The organism is Fibrobacter sp. UWH9, assembly GCF_900129715.1.
Classification (GTDB): domain Bacteria; phylum Fibrobacterota; class Fibrobacteria; order Fibrobacterales; family Fibrobacteraceae; genus Fibrobacter.
Genome location: NZ_FQWP01000012.1, coordinates 1 through 25762, shown reverse-complemented (window position 1 = coordinate 25762; position 25762 = coordinate 1). Strand labels below are relative to the sequence as shown.

Below are 25762 nucleotides of genomic sequence, written 5' to 3'. Positions count from 1 at the left end.
TGATTGCGTAGGGATGTGAAAAGGAGATAAAAATGAATAAGAGTACCATCGCCATGGTTACCATGGCTGCACTGTCGTTGAACTTGACCGGCTGCCTTCTTCCCAAGGCTCGCTCTATGGGGGCTTCCCTGATGCCAGTCCCCCTGGATCATCGAGTCGATGGAAATGACGACTCCCAGAAGGTGACGTTGTCTGCTAGCGGTTTCTGGAGCCGTAATTCAGAAGACCACAACTTGGATAAGGTGATGTCTGGTGGTGGCGACCTGGGCCTGACTTATCGCTTTGGCGGTTCTTTGTCTCCGCTGTTTGTGAATGCCGCGGCAGGGGCCTTTGGCGGTTCCCTTTCCATGTCCTGCACGGAGAGTGATTGCAAGAATCACGGCGAAAACGAAAAGTACAGGCAGTGGCTCTCTACTAAGGAAGGCCAGAAGGACTACAGCTTCTGGAATGTTCAGGAACGAGTTCTTGTAGGTGCTGACTTTAACCCCGGTTCCTTGATGATCATGGGGCTTGGTGCCGGAATGCAGTTCTACCAGGGTAGCTCTGACTACGACGATCTCCGCGATAAGCTCAGTGAGAAAAAGATCATGGATGACGTCGATCGGAATGTGGGCTTTGGAGTTGTCTCTGCGGTCTGGCTTGGCGCCCACCTGGGCAAGCAGGGGCAGTACGGCAACGTGGTGGCCGAAGTGGATACCTATTTCAAGGGCGACCCGGAAGACTGGCTTGGTAGCGTTAAGCTGACCTACAGCCACCCCACTGGATTCTTTGGCGGCGCCGCCTACGAAGACCTGCTGGGCCTTACCCTGTATGCGGGTAAAACCTTCACGTTCTAGAATAATTAACAAAAACAAAAACAAGAATAAAAAACAAGAAACCCCGCGAGTTGGATCGCGGGGCTTCTTGTTAGAACTGCCGTAGCCAACTTGCGTCGGCTTGGCGAGCAGTAGTCTGCGGCTTTCGCCTTACGACTACTTCAGGGTGCTTACCTGAACGTCCCAGCTCTGGTTGCCGAGGGCGATACGGTAAGTGGAAGCCTGACCAGCCTTCATGTTCTTGGTGTCCACAGCCGGGGCAGCGTTGGGGTCCTTCTTGGGAACGCCGATGTGACGGTTACCCTTGAGGAATTCGATACCCTTGTTGCCAGCCTTAGTCTGGAGACAGCCAACGATGAAGATGTTTTCGTCGGTAACAGGCAGACCGTTTTCTTCGAGCTGCTTCTTTGCAGCCGGAATACCCGGTTCGAGGATTTCTTCTGCGCACTGAACGCCCGGATGAGCTTCAGCGAACGGCTTCATGCCGAACTGATCTGCAGCGATCTTCACCAGTTCCGGATCCGGTTCGCAAGGAGTCTTACCCTGGTAGCCAAGGAGCATCTTGCCGTAGCCTTCAGTCATCTTGAACCAACGATCACGACCAGCGTTTTCGTTGATGGTGTTCATGTAGGCCTGCTGGAAGTAGAACTGAGAAACCGGGGTCACGGAAGAAGCAAAGCCACCGCGAGCCACGCATTCGCTCATGTTCTTGATCACCTTGTCGTACAGGTGGAAGGTCTTGGTTTCGCGCATCATGAGGGTGTTGGCGGTAAGTGCGCCACCCGGCATGGGGGAGAAAATCACGTCCGGAGAGATCTGACGAGCTTCGGGCGGGAAGTTGTAGTCCTTGAGGCATTCAACGGCGACGTTGTTTGCGTCCATGAGTTCCTTGATGTGATCGTCAACGATACCGTCTTCGCCGAGAGCCAGCTTGTAGTCGGTGCCCTTGAGAGCGTGGAACATGGAGAACAGGTCGGGCTGGGAAGTACCACCGGAAAGGGGCTTGCGAGCCAGGTCAACGCCGTCTGCGCCACCTTCGATAGCTGCCTTGTACTGAGCAACACCGGTACCGCAGGTATCATGGCTGTGGATGCGGAGTTCGACATCGTCGCCCAGGAGCTTACGAGCGCGCTTGAAGGTTTCGTAAACCTTGGTGGGGTTGGCGGTACCGGAAGCGTCCTTGAAGCAAACGGAAGCAAACGGAACGCCTGCGTCCAGGATGTTCTTGAGGATGCGTTCGTAGAAAGCGGCATCGTGTGCGCCTTCGCATCCCGGAGGAAGTTCCATCATGGTAACCACGACTTCGTGTTCCAGACCGGCTTCGGTAATGCACTTACCGGAGTAGATCAGGTTGTTCACGTCGTTGAGAGCGTCGAAGTTACGGATACGGGTCATGCCGTGCTTCTTGAACATGTCGGCATGGAGCTTGATCATGTCGCGGGGCTGGGGTGCCAGAGCCACAACGTTAATACCGCGGGCCAGGGTCTGCAGACGAGCCTTGGGGCCAACGACGCGGCGGAATTCGTCCATCATGTCGAATGCGTCTTCGCCGCAGTTCTGGTAGAGGGCCTGGAAACGGGCGCCGCCACCTGCTTCAAAGTGGGTGATACCTGCGTGGCATGCAGCTTCAACAGCCGGCATGAAGTCCTTTGCGAACACGCGGGCACCGAAAATAGACTGGAAACCATCACGGAAGGAGGTATCCTGGAACTTGATCTTTTTCATGTGTCTTCCTATGGGGCTTATAACCCCGTGTGTATTAATTCAATAAAATACGCCGATGAATATAATAAATGTGGTAGGCCCGTGTTGAACCTAAATTAGGTCTAACGATACTTTTTACAATCATAAACCTCAAAACGGACTAGGTAGAGAATATTTATATTTGAAATATGAGCTTGATAAATACGATTGTTGTTTCGGGGGGCACCCACGGTAACGAGCGTACTGGTGTGCGTCTGGTTCAGAAGTGGATGGATAATCCTGAATGTTATAACAATTTATGTAAAAGTGCAAAGGTCGAACTGGTACTTGCCAATCCCGAAGCCATAAGGTTGAACCGCCGCTATCGGGACCACGACCTGAACCGCGCCTTCTCCCTGACCTGCCTGGATATGAATGGGACTCCCCAGCAGTATGAGTTCCGCCGGTCTAAGGAGCTGAACGAAATTTACGGACCCAAGGGCCCCGATACCAAAACCGACCTGATTCTGGATGTCCACAACACCGGATCCAACATGGGCATGTGCCTGATCCTTTCTGACAGGGATCCCTTCTGCATGAGAGCCTCTGCGGTTTTGACTCAGGAATTTTCTGACGCCTGGATTTATTACCAGCCCGAGGAACGCAGCGCCTCGCCCTACTTCGGTACGGTGGCCAAGGCGGACATCTGCGTAGAGATTGGCCCCCAGCAGCACGGGACTCTGGACGCCGCCATTTTTGAGCGCTCCGAAAAGCTGGTCCAGCGCTACCTGGAACTGGCCGAAGAATGGAACCGCGGCGAACTGCAGAAACGCCCGCCCATCAAGGTGGATGTGTACACCCAGTTCAAGGATATCGGCTACCCCAAGCCCCAGGGCGGCGGAGCGATCCAGGCCATGATCCACCCCAATCTCATGGGACACGACTATTGTGAATTGAAGGATGGGGATAAGCTGTTCAGAACGTTTGACGGTAAGGATATACTGTACCATGGTGAAAGCCCGGTGTACCCCATCTTTATCAGCGAACCCGCCTATTACGAAAAAGACATCGCCATGAGCCTCACCACAAAGACCGTGGAAGAGTGGTAAAAATTTGGAACATCTTGAAAGCGATGTCATCCTGCCCCCCCTTCCGAGTCATCCTGAACCCCTTCCGTGTCATCCTGAGCGGAGCGAAGGTACTAGAATTTATTTAGAACAAGAGAACGATTGTATGGCTGAAGAAAACGAAGAACTGAAAGAAGTGAATGGCGAAGAACGCCTTAAGAATTTCATGGAACTGGTGCAGAAGCAGAAGGGCGAACAGTGGAGTTCCCGCTTGTCCGACATCCTGGATGCTTTTGAAGATTTCTTGACGACCCGCCCCGAACCTCCCAAGGAATGGTCCGATACCTATGCCGCCAAGGGCAAGGAATTTGACTACTATCAGGTGGTGCTGCCCCAAGATTTCCAGGACCCTTACGAAGATGACCTGGGCAATATTCACCGTCTGCGCAACGAGTTCGAACGTACCCCCAGCACCATGGCCCTGGAACATGAGCTGATCAGCCGCAACTACTTCATTTTCGAGAACGGCCATGCCGACGCCATTCCCGCTCCCCAGCCCATGCTGATGCTTGAAAGCAAGGACCGCGATGACGACGAAGAGGAACAGGAAGGCGACATTACCTGGGATTGCTGCATTTCCATTTTCCCCGATGGCAGCTACATCGCCTACAACTTGGCCCACGACGACGAAGAAGTTCTGGGCGAAGATTTCAAGGCGGAATTCGACAAGCATATCGACGTGCTTTCCCGCCTGCAGCTGGTGATTCCCGTAGAAGGCCGCGACTACGGCATTCTGAGAAGCGACGCTTAATTTTTTAGGCGGCAAACTCGTTGTTGAACTGCGTCGGCTTTGAAAGAACCGGCGCATTTTTTTTGAGCTTTAAATGGAATTTTTTGAGACTGAGATTTACAAGCGCTATCTGGAAATATTGAATCGGGATGGCTGTCTGCCCCAAAACCGCGATGGCCTTGGCGCTCAGGGCCTCGGTGCGGCTGAACCGCAGGCGGTATCCTTTGGCGAACTGCTGGAGAAGTATGACGCATTCTGCTTTGATGGCTATGGGACCTTGTATAACCGCGGTGCCTTTGTTTACCCGGGGGCCCGGGACTGGTTTGCGGCCTTGCGTTCTGCGGGCAAGCAGGTACGCCTGATTACCAATGCGGCCAGCGATGTAGACCGCGTGCTGGCGGCGGATGCCGCAAAGCGTGGGTTTGACTTTTCTGAAGCGGAGACGATTTCGTCGGGAAGTTTGCTGAAGGACCTGGTGAAGGAATTGCGGGCCGGAACCGCCGCCAATGCAAATCAGGCCTGCGGCCCTCTGAAATTGCGTGAGGTTTACTACATCGGGCGGGAAACCGGTAAGAACGTCTTGGCGGAATGTGGCATGACGGCGGTTGCGCCCGACGAATTCCCCGAAGAGCCCGTGGTGGCCATTTCTTCGGCGAAGGATACCGATGAAACTTATGCCCACGCTGTAGAAATTCTAAGACGTCCCGGTGCTATTTTGCTGGTGCTGAATTCCGATGCCTGGGCTCCGAAAATTGACGGTTCCCGTGAGCCTGTCTCTGGGGCCCTTTGTGAACGCCTTCGTCGCGAATCCGTAGACGAATCTAACGGCGGCAATGGCGGTAACTGCGGTAATGGCGGCAAGGGCTGTACCACTTACTATTTGGGAAAGCCCTTCCCGGCGATCTGGAAAAAGGTTAGCGCTTCTTTGCCCGAGTCCCTTTTTAATGGGCGCAAGCCCCGGGTGGTCATGATTGGCGATACCCTGGGAACGGATGTTCTTGGGGCCCGCGTGGCTGGCTTTGACAGTGCCCTGGTTGTGGGCCGAAATGAACCTGCCGCGGAATTGCTGGTAGATGAACTCGAACTGGGAATCTATCCGGACTTTTATTTGTAACCTGTAAAATTTAACCGTCGATTATGTAGTCCACGGCGATGCTGTGGAGGCCGGTAAAGTAGTCTCTCTCGATGACGGGGCGGGCCTCAATTCTTGGAATCTGGGGGCGCTTCAGGTTGTCTTGCAGATACTTGGTCATGGCGTCGCAATCCACTTCTCTAGAGAGACCGCCGGTAATGACGACTACGGCCGGGTCCAGGAACACGGTGGTGGCCAGGATCATGCGGTTGATGGTGGGCTGGGCCTTTTCGATGGAACTGAAGACGACTCGCTGGTCTTCCTTTTTGAAGTTGTAGGGGAAGAAGGAGAGTTCCCCTGCCAGGTTGGAGGCTCCTCGCAGAATGTTTCCGTCTACGATGAATCCTCCTGCGGGAGTTTGCCCCTTGGGGAAGAACAGGATGGCCACGTTCCTGCCGGATTTTGAATCCAGTTTCTTTTCGCAGTTCTTGCGGTAGCCCACGGCGATGGTGTTCATGTCGTTTTCGACGCGGACGGGGAAGCCGGTGGCGTTTTCCAGTTCGGCGGCCACGTTAAGTCCGCTGAGTTCTGTAAGGTCTGAATATTCCAGGATGTTGTTGTTGATGCAGCCCTGGATTCCAAGGACTACGATTTTGACATTCTGTTCGGGCTTGCAAATTCTCTTGATGGCTTCGCTGAGGGTGGTGACGTTGATGACGGGCTCCTGAGTGAAGCCGGCGTCTTTTACGTTGCCGATCAGGTCGCGGACCTGGTAGCGAATGAATGATCCAGTGCTTTCGGTAAAGGCATAAAGGCAGAGGGTGTTGCCCACGCCTTCGCTGATGCGATAGCTCATGGCCCGGCGGCCGCCGCTAGACGAGCGGAGCCGTTCTTCTACGATGGAGCCTTCTGCGGTCATCTCGTTGAGGATGCTTCCGCAGGTGACTACGCTGAGGCCTGTCTTTTCGGCCACCTCGGGTTTTGTGACGGAACCCATCTCTAGAATGACTCGCTTGATGCTAGCCACGTTCTGCTTCTTGATCTCTGCTGCGGAGCGAATTTCTTTTGCCATGTTCATTCTCTTTTTCCGTGAGTAAAACTAACAATGAATGCAGCAAAAAATATGCCGTTTATAAAAATTTGTTGTTTTTACAGAAGTTGAAAATAAACTGCTGACTTTATAAAGTCGTTTTACAAATGATGTACCTACCAAAATGCTACCGTGCTGCTACGGTTATGTAAAACCGGTAAAATTTGTAAAAATCGTGGGTTTCTGAAAAGTTGGCACGGCCTTTGCGTAAAAAGGGGCGTAAAACAATTTACCCACGAGGTGTTTATGAATATTTCCAAGTTTTTAATTGCTGGTGTGATGGCCCTTGCCGCAACCGTTTACGCACAAAAGCCGGTACTGAAGATCGCCTATAGCGATTGGCCGGGTTGGACTGCCTGGGAAATTGCCGAAAAGAAGGGCTTCTTCAAGAAGCACGATGTGGATGTAAAGCTGGAATGGTTTGATTACGGCCCGTCTATGGATGCCTTTGCCGCCAAGAAGGTGGATGCCGTAGGTGTCGCCAACGGTGATGCCATGGTGCTGAACGCTACCGGCGCCCGCAACGTGACCATCTTGATTAACGACTACAGCAACGGTAACGACAAGATTATCGGCGCTCCGGGAATCAACTCCATCAAGGATCTGAAGGGCAAGAAGGTGGGTGTAGAAATTGGCTGTCTTTCTCATGCCTTGCTGATTAACGCTCTTACCAAGAATGGCCTGAAGCCTTCTGATGTGACTCTGGTGAATATGCCGACCCATCAGGCGGTACAGACTCTTGAATCCGGCGAAGTTTCCGCCGTGGTGGCCTGGGTTCCCCATTCCGTGAACGCCCTTGAAAAGGTGAAGGGTTCCAAGGAACTTTACACCAGCGCCAACGAACCGGGCATCATTTACGACTTGCTGGTGGTGTCTCAGGAATCCCTCATGAAGAACAAGGCTGAATGGGCCAAGGTTGTTGCAGCCTGGGATGATGTGGTGGCTTATCTGAATGACCCCGCAAACAAGGATGAGGCCGTCAAGATTCTTGCCGCTCGCGTAGGCATTTCTGAATCCCAGTATGCAAAGTTCATGAACGGTACCAAGTTCCTGCGCCTGAGCGAATCGGTGAAGTACTTCAAGAAGGGCGAAGGTTATAACTCCGTCTTTGGTTCCAGCAAGATCGTCGACAAGTTCTTTGTAGAGAACAAGGTGTACGACAAGAACGTGGACGTAAACCGCTTCATCATGCCCAAGTTCACCGAAGACTTTAACAAGGGCAAGTAAATAGTAGACAGTAGTCAGTGGTTGGTAAGCAGAAAATACTAATCACCAACCACTAACCACTAATCACTTAATTGTTGTGTGGATAAAATGACTAATCCTATTGGAATTCAAAAGACTGTTGGAAAGAAGTGGACTATGGTCCTGGCTATTCTTTCCTTCGTAATTCCCCTGGCGACCTGGAGCGTGATCAGCTATGTGCCTTTTGTCTATCATCCGCTGATGCGCGTGGTAGATGCAGGCGACAGCATGTTCTGTATGCCGGGAGACGAAATCGATCGCGCCAACTTTGCAGAAGAAAACAAGAACCTTCTGGAATCTGGCGCAAAGCCCATGACCGGTGTGCGCGCCAATCCCGCTTACTTGCCCGCACCCCACGAAGTGGCCAAGGCCCTGGTTACCGCATTCACTACGGAACCCAAGCGCGATGGCGATGTATGGTTCTACCAGAGCATCCTTCACTCTGTAAAGATCGTGTTCCTGGCCTTCCTGCTTTCTAGCCTTGTGGGTGTTCCCATGGGTATGCTGTCCGGTGCTATTCCATTTTTTGAAAAGCTGACTGGACCGTTTATCGAATTCTTCCGCTATTTCCCGGCCCCTGTTTTTGGTGCCCTGGCGGTTGCTGTTCTTGGCATTAACGATGCTCCGAAAATCGCCATCATTATCATCGGTACTTTCTTCCAGCAGGTGCCCATGATTAACGCCACCACCCGCCGTGCCGACGGTGCCCTGATTGAAGCCGCCCGCACTCTGGGGGCCTCTCCCAAGCGCATCCTTTTCAAGGTGATCCTCCCTGAAATCGCTCCCAAGATGTACAAGGATATGCGAATCCTTTTGGGCTGGGCCTGGACTTACCTGATTGTGGCCGAAGTGGTGGGCACAAGTTCCGGCATTACCTGGTTCATTAATCAGCAGGCCAAGTACCGTAACTTCGATAATGTTTATGCTGCCATCGTGATTCTTGGAATTATCGGTCTCGGCTGCGACTTGATTCTCGCCTGGCTGGGCAAGAAGATCTTTGCCTGGGAAGATGGCCGCGTCGGTGTGGCCGCCAAGTTCAAGCAGGTCGTTGGTTCTAAGGATGATGTGTTTAGCTTCCGCCTGACTGCAGAAGAAAAAACTATGAGGGATCGTTACAATGGCAGACTCTAAGATTATTTCACCCGCCGAAGATATTATCCTGGAAGCCCGCCACATTGTAAAGGACTTCGAAGAGACTAACGGTTCCGGCACCCATCGCGTATTGGATGATGTTTCCTTTGGCGTTCGCCGTCGCGAGTTCCTTTCGGTTATCGGCCCCTCTGGTTGCGGTAAGTCTACCTTGATCCGCATTGCCGCAGGCCTCGAAACCGCAACCTCCGGCGAATTCTACCTAGATGGAAAGAAGGTGAAGGGTACAAGTGCTGAACGTGGCATGGTATTCCAGAAATACACTTTGTTCCCCTGGATGTCCGTGAAGAAGAACGTGATGTTCGGCCTGGAATCCATTGGCCACGGAAGTGAGGCTGAAGAAATTGCGGAACAGTGGCTGCAGATTGTGGGCTTGGAAAAGTATGGTGAGTACTTCCCCAAGCAACTTTCGGGCGGTATGCAGCAGCGTGTGGCTATTGCACGCGCCCTGGCCCCGCAGCCCCGCGTACTCTTGATGGATGAACCCTTCGGCGCTTTGGATGCCCAGACCCGTTCCCAGATGCAGAAGTACCTGCTGGAAGTGTGGAAGAACATCGATATCACCATCATCTTCGTGACCCACGACCTTGACGAAGCGGTATTCCTTTCGGATCGAATCCTTACGCTGCAGGCCAACCCCGGCAAGGTCAAGGAAATGGTGGATGTCCATTCTGTGCCGCGCCCCCGCAACAAGGATAGCTTCTTGCTGCCGGAATTCATCGAAAAGCGCAAGCATATCGAAGGTCTGATTCACCCGCCCAAGCTGGTAGAAGAACCCGAAGAAGAATTCAAGATTGTAAACATGATCGCCAAGAAGTAATGAGTGCGACCTAAAACCATTTTTACAGGAGTCCAAAAATGTCTGAATCTAAAGTACTGTGTGAACAAGTAATTGCTGGCGGCTGGAACTATTCCCGCATCGTAAAGAAGGGCCAGAAGATCCGCCTTACCGATATTGAAGGTGGCGCAAACGCTAGCATCATGTGCTACAACGCCAAGAACTTCACTGAACGCTTTAACCTGGGCGATACCCTTAAAATTCAACACATCTGCCGCATCGCCAAGAACTGCTGCCTCTATAGCGACATGGGCCGCATCCTCCTCAGTGTTGTCGAAGATACCGTTGGCTGGCACGATCCTCTGTGCGGCTGCACCCACGCAAGCCTCATCAAGGAACGTTTTGGCGAAAAGTCCTATCAGGCTGCCCACAACGACTTCTTCCGCAACGGTTACGATTCCCTGCTGGTTGAAATCGGCAAGCATGGCATGACCAAGCGCGACTTTACCGAACTGGTAAACTTCTTCAGCAAGGTTGTGGTTACTTCCGACGGCAAGATGACTTTCGTCGAAAATAACTCCAAGGCCGGCGACTACGTAGAACTCCGCGCCGAAATGGACACTCTTGTTGTAATCGATACCGGTATGCATCCCCTGAATCCCACCAAGGAATATCTGCGCAAGCCCGTGAAGGTTGAACTCCTCACTTGCGATGAAGCTCCCGCAGACGATCCTTGCTTTACCTGGTGCCCGGAAAATGGCCGCGGCTACATCAACACTGCAAACTACAACTTGTAGGGCGCACCTGCGGTGCTTTGAGCTATGAGGTCGCTTCGCTCTGAGGTATGAGCGGAAAGTAAAAAAAGAAAAAAGGATTTATAAGATGTATACAAAATATGTTGAAAGTTCGCTGAAAGAAGAAGATGCCGTTTATTCTGAAGATGTGCAGGCTGGTGCTGGCTGGCTCCATCTGATTAAAAAAGGTCAGACCTTCCGCATTCTGGACCTGAAGGGGAACCAGGCTGTAGATACTCTGTTCATTAACGCAAACGATCCTTCCGAACGTTATAGCGTTCAGCAGACCGTGCAGCGTCAGGCTAACTGTCTCGTAGGCGTTGGCACCAAGCTTTACTCCAACGATGACAATCCCATGCTCACTGTTGTTGCCGACACTTGCGGCGACCATGACACTTTGGGCTCCGCCTGCTCCTGCGAAAGCAATACTTGCCGTTACGCTTTGGACAAGCGTTATATGCACGCCTGCCGCGAATCCTTTTTGAAGGTCCTTCTGGAAACCGAAAATCTGGATAAGCGCGACCAGGTCAACAACCTGAACTTCTTCATGTATGTGCCCTTCGATGAACAGGGCAACCTGAACTTTGCCGATGGTATTTCTAGCCCGGGCAAGTACGTGGAAATGCGTGCCGAAATGGATGTGCTTGCAGTCGTTAGCAACTGCCCGCAGCTCAACAACCCCTGCAATGCTTACGATCCGACCCCCGTCCGCATGCTGATTTGGGACTAAGGTTTCAAGAGAGGTTTATGATGAACTCGAAGCTTCTTGAAAGTTCCCGTAGGGTTGAAGACGCGGTCTTCGATGTGACGGTGAATGCGGGCGACGGCTACATGCTGCCTCTGAAGAAGGGACAGATTCTTCGCATGATCGACGTTTGCGGAAACCAGTCTGGCGACGTGCAGATTTATAATCAGCACGACAAGACTGAACGCTATAATGCCAACAACACCATTACCGCCCAGGCCAACACCATGATTGAATTGGGTACGGTGATTCGCAGCAACCGCAACAACCCCATGTTGACGGTGATTGCGGATACCTGCGGCGAGCACGATACTCTTGGCAGTGGATGCTCTGCAGAAGGCAACTGCGTTCGCTATACGGACAAGACCCGCTATATGCATAGCTGTCGCGATACCTTCGTGCGTACGCTGGAAAACTTTGGCATGAGTAAGCGCGATCAGACTTGCAACCTGAATTTCTTTACCAAGGTGATTCTGGATGATGCTGGCCGCCTTGAATTTGCCGACGGCATTTCTGGCCCGGGCAAGTACATCGAAATGCGCGTGGATATGGATATCCTGTTCTTGCTTTCGGATTGCTCCCAGCTGAACAACCCCTGTAACGATTACAACCCCACTCCCATTCGCATGGTGGTGTTTGACAAGTAGGGTGTAAAATGAGTGAACTTGTTTACCGTGGATTTACCCAGGCCGAGTTGGACGCCGGTTACGACAATACCAATGCCGTTGCCGATAGCGCCATTCAGCTGAAGGGGTTCGACCTGCGTAGCGATGCCTTGGCCAGAAGATTCGCTTCTTCCCTAGACATGACCTACGATGTTCACCCTCGGAACAAGTTTGACTTTTTTAGCTGTGGTAATCGAAAGGCACCCCTGTTTGTCTTTATTCATGGTGGCTATTGGCAGATGCGTTGCAAGGAAACTTTCCGCTTTCTTGCACAGGGCCCTTTGGCCAACGGATTTAACGTAGCGAACATAGGCTACACTTTGGCTCCCGAAATGCCCTTGACGGGAATCGTCTACGAAATCCGTTTGGCCATAAAGGTTCTACGCAGCCGTGCCGACGAACTGGGCTTTGATGCTGATCGTATTTATGTGTCTGGCTGGTCTGCCGGCGGTCACCTTTGCACTTCTGTTCTCGACGAAACGGGTGTGCAGGGAGCCTTGGCCATTAGCGGCATATATGATTTGGAGCCTATTTCCAAGAGCTACCTGAATAAAAAATTGCAGTTGACTGCCGAAGAGATTCTTCGCCTGAGTCCTGCTCGCGCCCCCCTTGTGAGAAAACCTGTAATCGTTGTTTCTGGAAGCAAGGAACTTCCGGAACTGCGCCGTCAGAGTCTTGAATTTGCGGCTCTTCGAGCTGCGGAACGTATACCGGGAAGCTATTCCCTGCTAGATGGCCATGACCATTTTTCAATCCTTACGGAACTGGAAAATCCCAATGGCGCTCTTTCCCGGCTACTAAACATCATGGCAGGGAAGTAAGGCGTGAGGAACGCTTCGCTTGAGGTATGAGGTCGGTGGCTTTGCCACCTAGAGGTTGAATAATATGACCTGAGAGCGCGAAAGCGCGGCCTGATACCTAAAAGGCCGTAGGCCGTCCTCAAACCAAAAAATTGTTGTGTGGATAAAAAGGAACTAAAAATGTTTAAGAAAGTACTGATTGCGAACCGTGGCGAAATTGCCTGCCGTGTCATTCGTTCTCTAAAAGAAATGGGCGTGAAGTCCGTGGCGGTTTACTCCGACCCCGACGAAACTGCCGCTCACGTCTTGATGGCTGATGAAGCTGTTCGTGTAGGCCCTGCCGCCGCCAAGGATAGCTACCTGAATGTAGATGCCATCTTGGCTGCCATTAAGCAGACCGGTGCCGAAGCCGTGCATCCGGGTTATGGTTTCTTGAGCGAAAATGCTGAATTTGCAAAGACCCTCGAAGAAAACGGTGTGGCCTTCATTGGCCCCACTCCCAAGCAACTGATTGAATTCGGTCTGAAGCATCGCAGTAAGGAACTGGCCGAAGAATTTGGCGTGCCTCTGGTTCCCGGTACTGGCCTCTTGAACAGTGTAGATGAAGCCGCAGCCGGTGCAGGCAAGATCGGCTATCCCGTAATGTTGAAAAGTACCGCAGGCGGTGGCGGCATTGGCATGTCCATCTGCCACAGCGAAGAAGAACTTCGCGAAAGCTACGACCGTATCAAGCGCCTTAGCGAAAACAACTTCAAGAACGCTGGCCTCTTTGTAGAAAAGTATGTGGAACGCGGCCGCCACGTAGAAGTCCAGATTTTCGGTGACGGCGAAGGCAATGCCGTTGTCCTTGGCGAACGTGACTGCTCTGTGCAACGCCGTAACCAGAAGGTGGTGGAAGAAACTCCGGCTCCCTGCCTTCCCCAAAAGACTCGCGAGGCTCTGCATGCTTCTGCCCTCCGCTTGGCTCAAGGTGTGCAGTACCGTTCTGCTGGTACCGTGGAATTCATTTACGATGCCAACGACGACAAATTCTACTTCCTGGAAGTAAATACCCGCTTGCAGGTGGAGCACGGTGTTACCGAAACCGTATTCGGTGTGGATCTGGTCCGCTGGATGATCGAACAGGCTGCAGGAATCCGCCCCTTCGAAATTGGCGCCCAGTTTACCCCCAAGGGCCACGCCATGGAATTCCGCGTTTACGCCGAAGATCCGGGCAAGAACTATCGCCCCTCCAGCGGCCTCCTGACCGAAGTTTCCTTCCCCGAAGGCATCCGCGTAGATACTTGGGTTTCCCGCGGTACTGAAGTCAGCGCCTTCTACGATCCCCTGCTGGCAAAGGTCATTGTGGCCGGCGACGATCGCGAAGACAACATTGCCAAGGCCCGCGAAGTCCTGAAGCAGGTCAAGCTCTGCGGTTTCGAGACCAACATCAAGCTCTTGCAAGATGTCCTTGAAATGGATGCCTTTATTACGGGCAAGGTTTCTACCTGGATCCTGAACGATTACAAGTACGAAAACAAGATTTTTGAAGTGCTGGCTCCGGGTCTCCAGACCACGATCCAGGATTATCCGGGTCGCTTGAACCTTTGGGACGTAGGTATTCCTCCTAGCGGCCCCATGGATAACTACAGCTTCCGCTTGGCCAACAAGATTGTGGGTAATGCCGATGACGCTGCCGGTATCGAAATGACTCTTTCCGGCTGCTCCCTTGCCTTCCACACCGACACGGTGATTGCATGGGTGGGCGGTGATTTTCCGGCAAAGCTGAATGGTGCCGCATGCCCCAAGAACACTCCTGTTGAAGTTCACGACGGTGACGTTCTGAAGTTCGGCATTACCAAGATGGGGCAGCGTGCTTACCTGGCAATTCGCGGTGGTGTTGACGTTCCCGATTATCTGGGAAGTAAGTCTACCTTTACCCTGGGCGGTTTTGGTGGCCATGGTGGCCGCGCCCTGGCTGCAGGCGATATCCTCCACATCGGTAACGCCATTGCCACGGAACCCATGGTCCCTGCAGAGGCTGCTCTTCCGCAGATCAGTACCCAATGGGAAATCGGTGTGATGTACGGCCCTCACGGCGCTCCCGACTATTTGACCAAGGAAGACATCGATGAATTCTTCGCTGCCAACTGGGAAGTCCATTACAACTCTTCTAGAACCGGTATCCGCCTGATTGGACCTCAGCCTAAGTGGGCTCGCCCTGATGGTGGTGAAGCTGGCCTTCATCCTTCTAACCTTCATGATAATGCCTACGCCATCGGTACTGTAGACTTTACTGGTGACATGCCCATTATCTTGGGCGTGGATGGCCCCAGCCTTGGTGGTTTTGCTTGCCCCGTCACCATCGTTTCTTCTGAACTCTGGAAGATGGGTCAGCTCCGCAGCGGTGACCGCGTAAAGTTTGTTCCCCTTACTGCCGAAAGTGCCGAAGAAATTCGCCTGGCCCGTGAAGCAAATCTCGCTAACATTGCTGCAGCCTCTACAGCAATTCCCGCTCTGGTGGCAGCCCCTGTTGTAACGCCCATTATTGCTGAATTCCATAAGGACAGCGCCGACGAAATGGAACACATCGTGGTTCGTGCCGACGGCGACAACTATGTGCTGGTGGAATTTGGCCCCGCCATCATTGACCTTCGCCTCCGCTTTACCGCACACGCCTGGATGCTGGCTGTAAAGGAACAGATGGCTGACCTGGTCATTGATGTGACCCCGGGTATTCGCTCCATCCAGATTCATTTTGACGTAACTAAAATCCGTCAGGGTGAAATGCTGGCAAAGCTTGCTGACCTTGCAGAACACCTGAAGAAGAATAAGGTTACCAAGGTTCCCACCCGTACCGTTTACTTGCCCCTTTCCTGGGATGACCCCCAGACTCGTGTGGCTATCGAAAAGTACGTCACCACCGTTCGCCCCGGTGCTCCCTGGTGCTGCCCCAACAACATCGAATTCATCCGCCGCGTAAACGGCCTGGATTCCATCGCCGATGTAAAGAACATCGTGATGAACGCCGACTACCTGGTCATGGGCCTTGGCGACGTTTACCTGGGCGCCCCTGTGGCAACTCCGCTGGATCCCCGCCACCGCCTGGTGACTACCAAGTACAACCCCGCCCGTACCTGGACTCCCGAAAACGCAGTGGGTATCGGTGGCGCATACATGTGCGTCTACGGCATGGAAGGCCCTGGCGGTTACCAGTTTGTCGGACGTACCGTTCAGATGTGGAACCGTTTCAAGAAGACAAGCGACTTTACCTTGCCTTACCTGCTCCGCTTCTTTGACGTGGTCAAGTATTACGAAGTGGGTGCCGATGAACTCCTGCAAATGCGCAAGGACTTTATTGCCGGAAAGTTCCATGTGAAGATCGTCGAAAGTTCCTTCGACATCACTGAATACGAAAAGTTCCTGGCCGAAAATGCAGAAACCATCAATGCTTTCGAAACCAAGCGCAAGAACGCCTTCGAAGAAGAAAAGCAGCGCTGGATTGCAAACGGACAGTTTACTTTCGAAAGCCATAGCGCCGACGCAGCCCCCGCTGCCGAAGTGACTCTGGCCGATGGTGAAGAAGGCGTGTACAGCCCTGTGGCAGGCTCCCTCTGGAAACTGGTGGTTTCTGAAGTGGGTGCCAAGTTCAAGGCCGGCGACACCCTTGCCATCCTCGAAAGTATGAAGACCGAAATCCCGGTGGTTGCCGACGAAGACGGCGTCATCACTCAGGTCTTTGGCAAGCAAGGCGGCGAAATCCGCTCCGGCCAATGCCTCTTCGCTGTAAAAGCTAACTAACAAAAATCCCCGACTCCGTCGGGGACTCCCTTTGAACTCCACATAACAAGAAGCCCGCCCCGGTGAAAGCCGAGACGGGTTTTTGTTATAAACTAAAGCTTATTCTCTTCGTTGTTTTCTATTTTCAAACTTCTGCATAAAGGCAAACTCCTTCTCGCTCTATATTCTGCTTCAGTTTCTGAGAGACAACGGTTCCCATGTCAACAACGTCGAATGATAAAAGGGAATCTGCTTCATCTTCGAGCATAAACTGAAATTCAGCGACATTCTTTCCGAAAACGGCCAAATCCACATCGCTACGATCTCTATGAGAGCCTCGGGCTCGAGATCCAAACAACACAACACGATTCAACTTGCATACCTTTGCAAATTGAATTATCTGCTGCAGCAATGTTTCAGGAATATTCACCATACTCTCAATATAATAACAAAAAACTGCGCCGTAACGGTGCAGTTTTTTTTGTAGAGATGAATAAAGTTCTTATTTATGAAGTGGGTGCCAAGTTCAATGTTTGGGGTGTTGCCTGTTAAACTATATGTTTTTATATTCTAAGCATTCTCATCCGGCATTCGTGCGCGGCCATTCACTCTCTGCTTGCTGCTCGCGGCACTTGGCTTTCGACTTTACTGAAGCAAGATCGCTGCAGGTTACCTGGGAAAGCGCTTCCTGAGTATGTAACGTAGGGCTCCCGATTTCAATGGATTTTTTGAAATCGGCTCCACAACGTCAACTTTTATACTCAAGAGGAATCCCATGGTCAGAACGGGATCTCACGCCGATTTTGGCGTTATTTTGAACCAGGACCTTCCGGAACAGGAAATTCCGGAACTTCTGCGCCACTCCACCTTCCTTTCTGCAAAAGAAAATACAGCCTTCATCAGGCTTTTTGAATCCAAGGAAATCCTGATTGATTTTCTGAATGCCGTACTCCGTCTTGATGAGAAGGACTCCATCACGGACGTAGAACACATGAACCGCGACTTGGCTGTCATCTACCCCAGCGACGATATCGTAGGAGTAGACGTTCGCGCCAGGACAAAGAACGGTGAATACATCGATGTTGAAATGCAGAGATTCGGGCACACTCATTTCAAGGACCGTGTAGTTTTGTACGGCGCTGTCATGGCCGCCGAAGCCCACCGCGAAGAGCTGCTTTCCCTGAAGAAGCGCCGCAGGGAACTCTCCCTCAAGGAACGCTACCGCATGCCCAAGATTTATAGCATCTGGATTTGCGAGAATGCCTCCGACGGCAACAAGGACTATCGCGACTCCTGGGGGATCTACCGCAAGAGCGACCTGGGAAACAAGGACGCCTTGCCCGTAAGCCATGTTTTGAATTATATTTTCATCAAGCTGCCGAAGCTGAAAGGAGCGAAGGACGTGCCCGAAAGGGAACGCGAATGGATGGACTTCATCGACAACTGCGGCAGTCGCGACGAAATTCCCAGCACCGCCCAGGGCGCCATCCGCGACGCTTATGAACGGCTGCGCATCCGCAGGACTCCAAAAGAGATTCTTGAAAGGCAGGCTTTTTCTATGATGACTCAATATGATATCGATTGCTGCATTGACGATGCCATCAATGAAGGCTTGAAAAAAGGCATTGAGCAAGGCATTGAGCAAGGCATTGAACAAGGGTTAGAAAAAGGTCATGCTGATGGCATTCAAGTTATGCGTTCTCTTGGGGTTTCTGAAGATAAAATAGAGGAAGCTAAAAAAATGTTGGAAATGCTCGCGGACAAATAATTCTGTTTGGCATATTATTGCAAAAAAAACTGCGCCGTAACGGTGCAGTTTTTTTTTGTAGAGATGAATAAAGTTCTTATTTATGAACGTACTTGCGCCAGTCGCCGTATTCGGAGATGTCGGTGGCGGTTCCTTCGAAGGCCATTACCGAGATGCTTCCGTCGCCGATAAATCCGGGGACCATGCGGCCGTCAGAAAGCTTGATCTTTCCGATGCCGAGAGGGGCGGGGATGGCGGCGACGAACTTGCCGAATTCTTCGGGAGTAAGGGCGTAAAGCTCCACATAGAAGCTGCTGTTGCCGGCGATCATGGCAGGCTTCTGGATGGTGCCATCCTTGAAGGCGTACATCTTGTATTCGGCAGCAGTCTCTGCAGCACCTAAAAAGTCTGCGGTTTCCAATTGATAATGCAAAGGTTCACCCTTCAGGTGGGCTCCGCACACCGCCAGAGGAATCTTTTCGCTAAGGAAGGGCGTTACCTTTTCGGCGACATCCAGCAACTTGAAATCATCAAAAGCGTGGCCTACGATGGTTACGCCAAAGGGGAGCTTGGGTGCGTTGGGGTCGGTGCTGTCGGCCACGCCTGCGGGGATAGCCAATGCAGAATAATCCAGCAAGTTCATGTAGTTGGTATAATAACCCAAGTTACTGTTCAGCCTGATGGGGTCGGCGTTCACTTCGGCCGTCTTGTAGATGGTGCCGGCCGTAGGCGTAAGCAGAACATCTACCTTGGCGAATTCACGGTCGGCGATTTTCTTCTTGGCTTGCAAGGCGTGGAACCCGGCGAAAACTTCGGAGGGGTGGGGCGTTACCTTGGGGCTAATGATCTGCTTGGTAACGGGGAAGATTTCATCGGGATGTTCTTCGATGAACTTGCCCACGGCATCGTAGCGTTCGAAAACCCAGGGGCCTTCATAAAGCAGGCGGGCTGCTTCCAGGAAGGGGGTAAAATGAATCGTCACCTTGGTACCGCCAGCCTTTTCGAATGCCTCGACGGCGCGGTAGAAGGCCGCCTTGTAACCCTCATTCCCAAAGAAGTTCAGCTCGCTTTCTTCGGGAACACCGAAAGTCCAATTTTCGGGGAGCCTCGGCGCATCCCCCCTTGCGTTCACGGCAGTCCCCTTTGCGTTCACGGCAGCCTCGTTCCAGGGGGCCACTCGTGAGTAGGCATCTTCGCTATCTTCGGCCCCGGCGATGTTCAATACATAGCGGGCGTCGCTGTTATCCAATGCAAAAATGCTGACGCAATCCAGACTGCGGCAAGCGGGAATCACGCCGCTGGTGCTAAGCAAGCCGCGGGTAGGCTTTACTCCCACAAGCTTGTTGAATGCGGCGGGAACTCGTCCAGAGCCTGCCGTATCTGTACCCAGCGAAAAACTGCAAAGACCGTAGGCCAATGCGGCGGCAGAACCGCTGCTGCTTCCGCCCGAAACATATTCCGGCGCATACCTGTTGGGAATGCATCCGTAAGGGGAACGCACGCCCACAAGCCCCGTGGCAAACTGATCCATGTTGGTCTTGCCCATGGGAATAGCTCCCGCCTCGATCAAACGTTCCACCACGAACGCGGACTTCTTGGGCATATAGGCGTAGGCGGGGCAGGCCGAAGTACTTTCCATGCCTTCGCAGTCGATGTTATCCTTGATGGCAAAGGGAATACCGAACAAAGGCTTATCTGCAGGAATCTTGAAACCGTTGCCGCTGCCGGCGAAACTTTCCAATGCGGTTAGATATTTTTCCAGCTGTTCCTTGCTGGTCTTTGCAATCCAGATTTCCCTGGGGGCCGCCTCCATGGCGTCGCGCAATTTTTGGACAACTTCTCGCGGCGATGTTTCGCCCTTTTCGTAGGCGGAGCGGAGACTTGAAATTCTGAGATCTAGAACACTAAAACTTTTTTGGGCCATGGCGGCCTCCTTGTAGGATGCGGCCGGCTGCAGTTTTGACTGGCGTCTCGACTCGAATTAGACTTATTAAATTACCTTCATAAAGTAGCTCAAGCCCTATGATTTGGCAATAGAAAACTTCATGTTTTTTATAAAAAGTGCAGAAATCAAAAACACAAAATGTAAAGAATTACATAGGGTGGAAAATGCTTTTTTTTTAGTGTAGATATAGAGATTATATGAGATACTTCACAAAATCAGCTTTTAAAGAAGCACTTCTTTGCCCCGCTAGGTTACAAACCAAGAAACGATGAACTTTTCCATAAAAAACCTCTTTTTTGAAAGTTGATTTTTATGTTTTTGGTGAATATGGATTTTGAGGGGAATAGGAAAAAAACAAGGAATCCGATAATTTCTTTCTGAGAAAACCCTCGCACAATTTTTCATCAAAAGCTATGGCAATGTAGAAAAATTACATGTCAAATCGTGTCTGTTGCTAAGCTGGTGATGATTTCTGCAGAAATTCGATTGATCCGATGCAAGGCGCTTAAAAAGAACTTTTGGAATGCTATTTATCGTACCGATGGGGATTAAAAGATATTTTGATGCGGATTCGCAGGATGCAACGCAGATCAAAAGAACTTTTCAAGCGGTATTTATCATGCAGATGCCGGTTGAAAGAACTTTTAACCCGCTTTTGTCGGATGCAGGGCAGGTCAAAAGAACTTTTCAAGCGGTTTTTATTGGGCAGATGCCGGTTAAAGGAACTTTTAAAGCCCTTTTGACGGATGCAAAGCGGATTAAAAGAACTTTTAATTCGCTTTTGTCGGATACAAAGTCAATCAAAAGATATTTTGATGCGCTATCGATCGTGCCGATGGAAATTAAAAGATATTTTGATGCGAATTCGCAGGATATAAAGCGGTTTAAAAGAAATTTTCGAGGGCAATTTATCGGATCAAGTGCATTTTGGATGCAAAAATGGTCAATTTTGAGGGTTTTTGGAGAAGGCATATATTCCAAGTTGGAATATATGGAAATGGCGTTTTTGAGCAAATTTCGCCATTTTGACAACTTTACGTCTTGTGTTGACATCCTGTTGATAAAAAGTTGATTTTTAAAAAAGTGCTCGTTCATACGCCAAATCGGGCCGTTCATACACCAAAATGGCCCGTTCATACACCCAACCCATGTTTTCATGGAAAAAAATGAAGGAAAAATTTTTTTTGAGGGGCGCGTTTTTGGGTGTTCTACTTTTGTATCTTATGGCCGTTGTCAGAATAAATGAATGATTATTTTGATAACATAAACAAGACAACTTAAAAAGGATAAATTAATATGTCTAATAACAATATCATTAATGCAAGCAAACTTAATGACAATAACTTCATCGCTTTCCATAGGAATGTGATCAATTCTGCTTCGGGTATCACTCTTAAAGAAATGGTTGCCCAGGTGGCAAGCTACGAAATCGCAGTTCAGAAGTTCGTTGATTACACTCGTAATGTTTCTGAAATCATGGCGAAGCATGATGCATCTGTTTCGGGTGTAGAACGTACTGTTCAGTTCCGTGGTTTTCGTAACTATGTGAAGGTGCTGACTGTTCACCCCAACGAAACCCAGCGTGCTTTAGGTAACGAAATCTGGAAGTTGGTCAAGAGCTTCGGTTATACGGCTGCGGTCAATCGCGACGCCATTTCTAGCATGGTCAAAAAGTCTCTGGATCATGTGAAAGATGTGGTCGCTAAGGAAGAATACGCCGCCATTTATGCCGGTAGTGAATTGGAACTGTGGGTGAATACTCTTACAGAAATCCAGACAAATTATTCTGACCTTAGAAATGACTGCCGTGTTGAACGCGCAAATCGTGTCCCCCTGAAAAACAAGGATCTGCGTGAAGAATGTATGGTCCAGTTCTACAGAACCTTCCATTTGGCGGAATATATTGCTACGGTCAAGGCAGATGTTTCTTGTACGGGATTCGTTAGCTATGTGTCTGCTGCTGTAAATGAAATCCGCTATCTGTATCGTGGCAAGACCAATGCCCAGAAGGGCGAACAGAATGCCAATCAGACTGCAGAACAGGCTGCTGAAAGTACAACGGAAGTTGTGTCTGACGTGATGACCGAGGTGGCGTAACAACCTCTTGAAAAGGAGAAAAAACAAAGAATGACTAGCATGAGTTTCTTTAGACCCCAAAAGATGAGTGATGATGAATTCTTGAAGTTCCACAAGGAAGTCCTGGAAGCCAGTTCCTGTATTAAGCGGGAAGCTTTTGGAAGGCTGCTCCGCAATTACAGGGCCAGGGTCGCGAACCTGGAAATTGTGATTGACAACGAACGGAGCGCTGCCGCTATCCTGACCTTGGGCGAACTTTTTGACAATCAGCTCGGACTATACAGAAACTTCGCAAGATACGTAGGGGCCCTGCAGAACAATACAAACGAGGAATGGGCTGCCTTTGCGCAACGGGTGTGTAGCGTAATCCAGGATGGGATCGTAATCGAAGATTTGGTGCCTGCAGAAGCGACCGTGGTAGTCAAGAGAAGAATCCTTGATGTCAAGACTTTGGGGGAGGACCCTAACAATGCCGAAGTCTATGAATCTAGCGACATCAAGCAGCGCCTAGAACGTGTAGAGGTCTTTGTAGAAGGTTTCATGGCCGCCTATGAAATTGCTCAGAAGCGCCACGACAGAGCCGGATACGGCACCAAGGCGGAATTACGCCAGGAGTGTACAAAACTCTTTTTGGTGCTGACAGGGAATGCGGATTTGCAATCAGGACTGAATTTCGACATGCAGTGTGACAAGTTCCTGACTGCCCTAGACAAGATTACCCATCGGACCTTCGGTAAAAAAGGAAGACCCCGTTCAGGAAGCCTATATAACTAACATCTAACCTAAAAGGAGATGGAGGTTGCCCCGCCAAGGTGCAACCTCCTTTTTTTTATTCTATATGCAGGTTGAAGCCTAGCAGGGTGCGGCCGCCTTTGTTTTGGGTTCGGCGGATGGCGTACTCGACGCGGGTGGCACCGGCGGGAATCTTGAAGTTTAGAACCTGGTGCCCCTGGCCTTCTTTGTCGGCGGTGTAGGATTCCAGAATTTCGCCCCGGGCATTCAGCACGTTTACGCTCAGGCTCATCTCTTGCTGTAGCGATTCGTGGCTAAGGGGATAATCGCCACGGGTGAGCCAGGCGATGGCCATGCGCCAGGTGGCCCCTTCGCGTACCGGCCTGGCATCGGGTACGTAAATCTCTTCGACGTTGGCGGAATCTGCCTTTACGAAATGGTCGCCGTTGCCCCCGACCCAGTAGCGCGAAACATTGTTGTGGGTCATGGCCCCGTAATCGGGAGTGCCTCCATTTGAAACGTTGGTGGTCAACATCAGGGCCTTTACGACCTCGGGGTGCCAGCGGTAAAAGGGATGGTCCGAAAGCAAGTTGGCCAGCATGCCCGCCGTATAGGCCGTTGCCGCCGCCGAACGCATGCTCCCCGTAATAGGGTCGTCGACCATGTAGGTGGTATATTCGCTGGCCACCGTCAGATGCCTCTTGACAACAATCTGGGATTCCGAAGGCAAAAAGATCTTGTCGGCATTTACTACCTGGGGCATGGTGGCGATACTTGCCAGCAACAAAGTCTGGGTGCTGATGCCCGCCACAGAAATGGCGTTGTGGCTGCTCCCCGCCGAATTAGGATGGAACCGTGTTCCGTATAGTTCTCCGTTAGACGCAAGCATTATGACTCTAGTATTGTATATGTAGTCGTCGAGAACGGCGGCTTCGGCATTGTAGCCGATATTGTGATTGCTGGTATCGTTGAAAACGTGGGCACCGAGATAGTAGCTGCCGCAACCGCTACGGATATCGTTGACCATCGGATTATTGGGTAGGATCGGCTGATGGCCATTGACGTAATTGAAAATAAAGTCGATTCCCGTAATGCAGACGTTTGGCGCCAAGACCCCGATCAGCTGAACCTGACGCGTGGAGCTTAAAATATCTTCTGGCAAGCGCCTGTAATTCCTGTAGTCCGGCTGGACCACGTTGGGCGAACCAGAAGGCAGGGGGAGTGCTTCGCCCATCCAATAAACACTGACCCCGTTCCCCCTAAGGGATGATTCCGGAATCTGGTCCATTCCGTTCTGGGAATTTATGGTAGTGATGGACGTGTAGCGGGAATCGCTAAATGGAATTGTGGAACCGTAAGAAAAGCGATAGGTCCAGCCATCGTAGGGGTACTCCATTGGGGGCCTGTCGACGATCGGCTGGGTATAGGTGCTGCGGGAAAGGTCGCGCTGTTCGTAATCCTGGACTCTGGCCAGGTATTCGTCTTTGGAGATTGCCGAGTCGTTCAGCCAATATTCCGAACCTTCGGAACAACTAGTGCACAAATGGGGGGGGGTAAGAGAATTTGTTAGTATTCCGGAGTAGGCCTCTGTATACTTGTCTGCCGGAAAGCTGACCGCTGCCGTTTGGGCTAGGGGCTCGCCCCTTGTAAAACCGACCTCGAAAGAAGAAACATTTTCGCTACAGGCAAAAAGCACCCCTGCAAGCGTAACTGCAAGAAATCTCATGATGAACCTCGAAAACCCTATGCCAAAAAACGAGGCCAAAGATAACTTAATTTGTCGAGAAATGCAAGAGGAAAGTCAAGTCTTTTCGAATGTAGCGAAACGTCATTCCGAACTTGTTTCGGAATCTTAGCAACGATCTTAAAAACGGGACGCTCTTGCCATTAGGACCCGAAAGGGTCCTTTTTTTTGCAAATGGAGGCGCATCTCTCCACACGTCATCCCTTCGGCAGGCTCAGGGCGGGCTCTGGAGCAATGTCATTCACCTTCGTCATCCTGGAACAGCGAAGCTGCGATAGGATCCAGGAACTCCCCGCGAGAGGGGAAAAGTAATTTTTACAAAGATTTCTTGTGCAAGAGAGACGTTTGCTGCGTGTATATAAGTAGGTAGGAACCGTTCTACCTGCGAACCGGCCGCGTCGCCGGAATAAAAAGAACAATACATGAACAAACGGAAACATGACGGATTCCTGAAATACGTCTACTCGAAACCTGTGAACACGAAGGCGCTTTTTGAGATTGCGTCAAAGACAAACCGGAACCTGGCCGATATCCTTGCAGAAGTGGACCTGGACACATTGGAGGAAATCCCCGAGGCCTTCGACGAAGTTGGCGAGCGGGGCGAAGCGGATCTTGCCTTCAAGGTAAAGGCTCTCGACGGTAGCGAAATGCGCTTTGGTTTGCTGCTGGAGCACAAGTCTTCGCCCAGTAACGGGATTATGTCGCAGATAGGCAAGTACGCCATCAACGTGATGGTAGACAAGAGCAATTCTGAATATGGATGGCTTCCGACCAAAGCCATCGTTATCTATAATGGAACCGACCCGTGGGACCCTCTCGCACAATACAAAAACATCCATGCCTTGTACAACGGACGCATTCCGCATTTCGAGTTCGCCTTTGTGAACCTGGCGGAAATTGACGATGAAATTTGCCTTGCTCACGGCAACGCTGAGGCGGCCATTGGCGCCATTACCATGAAGTACGCCTTCGACATGATAAAGTACGAGTCGCTGCTGCCTGAGATGGAGAAAAAGTTGCGGACGTTACCCAGCAGCGAAAGCGCTTGCCTTGTCGGCAAGATTGA

21 protein-coding genes and 1 pseudogene are annotated in these 25762 nt (G+C 51.2%); 17 read left to right on the top strand and 5 right to left on the bottom strand.

Going from position 1 to position 25762, the window contains the following annotated elements; translation table 11 throughout:
- Window positions 1–32 precede the first annotated feature (32 nt).
- Window positions 33–836 (top strand): hypothetical protein, encoded by an 804-nt coding sequence (locus tag BUB94_RS10660; protein WP_073236870.1) that lies wholly within the window; start codon window positions 33–35, stop codon window positions 834–836.
- 135 nt (window positions 837–971) lie between these two features.
- Here BUB94_RS10660 and BUB94_RS10655 read toward each other — a convergent pair whose 3' ends face one another.
- A complete protein-coding gene (locus BUB94_RS10655) occupies window positions 972–2540 on the bottom strand; it encodes a biotin attachment protein (RefSeq protein WP_073160320.1) in 1569 nt (522 codons plus the stop codon).
- A gap of 167 nt (window positions 2541–2707) precedes the next feature.
- Between BUB94_RS10655 and BUB94_RS10650 the strand changes: the two genes are divergently transcribed.
- The 3 genes from BUB94_RS10650 (at window position 2708) to BUB94_RS10640 (ending at window position 5469) form a co-directional block, all read left to right on the top strand.
- Window positions 2708–3607, top strand: a complete 900-nt coding sequence (locus BUB94_RS10650) for an aspartoacylase (protein WP_254793719.1) — start codon at window positions 2708–2710, stop codon at window positions 3605–3607.
- Between the two features lie 124 nt (window positions 3608–3731).
- A complete protein-coding gene (locus tag BUB94_RS10645; protein ID WP_073160322.1) occupies window positions 3732–4376 on the top strand; it encodes a hypothetical protein in 645 nt (214 codons plus the stop codon).
- 73 nt (window positions 4377–4449) lie between these two features.
- Window positions 4450–5469, top strand: a complete 1020-nt coding sequence (locus BUB94_RS10640) for an HAD-IIA family hydrolase (RefSeq protein WP_073236867.1) — start codon at window positions 4450–4452, stop codon at window positions 5467–5469.
- Window positions 5470–5479: 10 nt separating this feature from the next.
- On the opposite strand, the gene BUB94_RS10635 is transcribed toward BUB94_RS10640, so the two are convergent.
- A complete protein-coding gene (locus tag BUB94_RS10635; protein WP_158535522.1) occupies window positions 5480–6499 on the bottom strand; it encodes an ROK family protein in 1020 nt (339 codons plus the stop codon).
- 264 nt (window positions 6500–6763) lie between these two features.
- Between BUB94_RS10635 and BUB94_RS10630 the strand changes: the two genes are divergently transcribed.
- From BUB94_RS10630 to uca, 8 genes and pseudogenes are all read left to right on the top strand, one after another.
- Complete coding sequence (locus BUB94_RS10630; RefSeq protein ID WP_073236864.1) at window positions 6764–7744, top strand: ABC transporter substrate-binding protein; 981 nt, start codon at window positions 6764–6766, stop codon at window positions 7742–7744.
- A gap of 87 nt (window positions 7745–7831) precedes the next feature.
- Window positions 7832–8776 (top strand): annotated as a pseudogene (locus BUB94_RS10625) (ABC transporter permease subunit); the annotation flags it as partial.
- Window positions 8777–8879: 103 nt separating this feature from the next.
- Window positions 8880–9731, top strand: a complete 852-nt coding sequence (locus BUB94_RS10620; RefSeq protein WP_073236861.1) for an ABC transporter ATP-binding protein — start codon at window positions 8880–8882, stop codon at window positions 9729–9731.
- Between the two features lie 38 nt (window positions 9732–9769).
- Entirely contained in the window at window positions 9770–10486 is a 717-nt protein-coding gene (locus BUB94_RS10615; protein WP_073236858.1) for an urea amidolyase associated protein UAAP1, read from the top strand.
- A gap of 85 nt (window positions 10487–10571) precedes the next feature.
- Window positions 10572–11213 carry an urea amidolyase associated protein UAAP2 gene (locus tag BUB94_RS10610; RefSeq protein WP_073160336.1) on the top strand — a complete coding sequence of 214 codons (642 nt, stop codon included), beginning with the start codon at window positions 10572–10574 and terminating at the stop codon, window positions 11211–11213.
- A 20-nt stretch (window positions 11214–11233) separates the two neighbouring features.
- Window positions 11234–11875 (top strand): DUF1989 domain-containing protein, encoded by a 642-nt coding sequence (locus BUB94_RS10605; protein WP_083538238.1) that lies wholly within the window; start codon window positions 11234–11236, stop codon window positions 11873–11875.
- Window positions 11876–11883: 8 nt separating this feature from the next.
- Window positions 11884–12714 (top strand): alpha/beta hydrolase, encoded by an 831-nt coding sequence (locus BUB94_RS10600; RefSeq protein WP_073236853.1) that lies wholly within the window; start codon window positions 11884–11886, stop codon window positions 12712–12714.
- Between the two features lie 159 nt (window positions 12715–12873).
- Window positions 12874–16473: an urea carboxylase gene (gene uca, locus BUB94_RS10595; protein WP_073236850.1), complete on the top strand. Its 3600-nt coding sequence runs from the start codon at window positions 12874–12876 to the stop codon at window positions 16471–16473.
- A 124-nt stretch (window positions 16474–16597) separates the two neighbouring features.
- On the opposite strand, the gene BUB94_RS10590 is transcribed toward uca, so the two are convergent.
- Window positions 16598–16885 carry a nucleotidyltransferase family protein gene (locus tag BUB94_RS10590; RefSeq protein ID WP_073236847.1) on the bottom strand — a complete coding sequence of 96 codons (288 nt, stop codon included), beginning with the start codon at window positions 16883–16885 and terminating at the stop codon, window positions 16598–16600.
- A 342-nt stretch (window positions 16886–17227) separates the two neighbouring features.
- On the opposite strand from BUB94_RS10590, the gene BUB94_RS10585 reads away from it, so the two are divergent.
- The gene (locus BUB94_RS10585; protein ID WP_073236844.1) at window positions 17228–18220 is read left to right on the top strand and encodes a PD-(D/E)XK nuclease family transposase; all 993 of its coding nucleotides are present in this window, start codon (window positions 17228–17230) and stop codon (window positions 18218–18220) included.
- Between the two features lie 76 nt (window positions 18221–18296).
- On the opposite strand, the gene atzF is transcribed toward BUB94_RS10585, so the two are convergent.
- Entirely contained in the window at window positions 18297–20123 is a 1827-nt protein-coding gene (gene atzF, locus BUB94_RS10580) for an allophanate hydrolase (protein WP_073236841.1), read from the bottom strand.
- A 562-nt stretch (window positions 20124–20685) separates the two neighbouring features.
- Here atzF and BUB94_RS10575 point away from each other — a divergent pair.
- The 3 genes from BUB94_RS10575 to BUB94_RS10565 all read left to right on the top strand — a co-directional run bounded on the left by BUB94_RS10575 (window position 20686) and on the right by BUB94_RS10565 (window position 22994).
- Window positions 20686–21216 carry a hypothetical protein gene (locus tag BUB94_RS10575; protein ID WP_073236838.1) on the top strand — a complete coding sequence of 177 codons (531 nt, stop codon included), beginning with the start codon at window positions 20686–20688 and terminating at the stop codon, window positions 21214–21216.
- Window positions 21217–21440: 224 nt separating this feature from the next.
- On the top strand, window positions 21441–22241 hold the full coding sequence (locus tag BUB94_RS10570; protein WP_073236835.1) for a DUF6261 family protein: 801 nt from the start codon (window positions 21441–21443) through the stop codon (window positions 22239–22241).
- A 39-nt stretch (window positions 22242–22280) separates the two neighbouring features.
- Entirely contained in the window at window positions 22281–22994 is a 714-nt protein-coding gene (locus BUB94_RS10565) for a hypothetical protein (RefSeq protein ID WP_139259200.1), read from the top strand.
- Window positions 22995–23049: 55 nt separating this feature from the next.
- Here BUB94_RS10565 and BUB94_RS10560 read toward each other — a convergent pair whose 3' ends face one another.
- Window positions 23050–24678, bottom strand: coding sequence for a hypothetical protein (locus BUB94_RS10560; RefSeq protein WP_139260202.1), 1629 nt, complete (start codon window positions 24676–24678; stop codon window positions 23050–23052).
- Window positions 24679–25118: 440 nt separating this feature from the next.
- Here BUB94_RS10560 and BUB94_RS10555 point away from each other — a divergent pair.
- On the top strand, window positions 25119–25762 hold a 644-nt coding region (locus BUB94_RS10555), incomplete at its 3' end, for an Rpn family recombination-promoting nuclease/putative transposase (protein WP_139260201.1).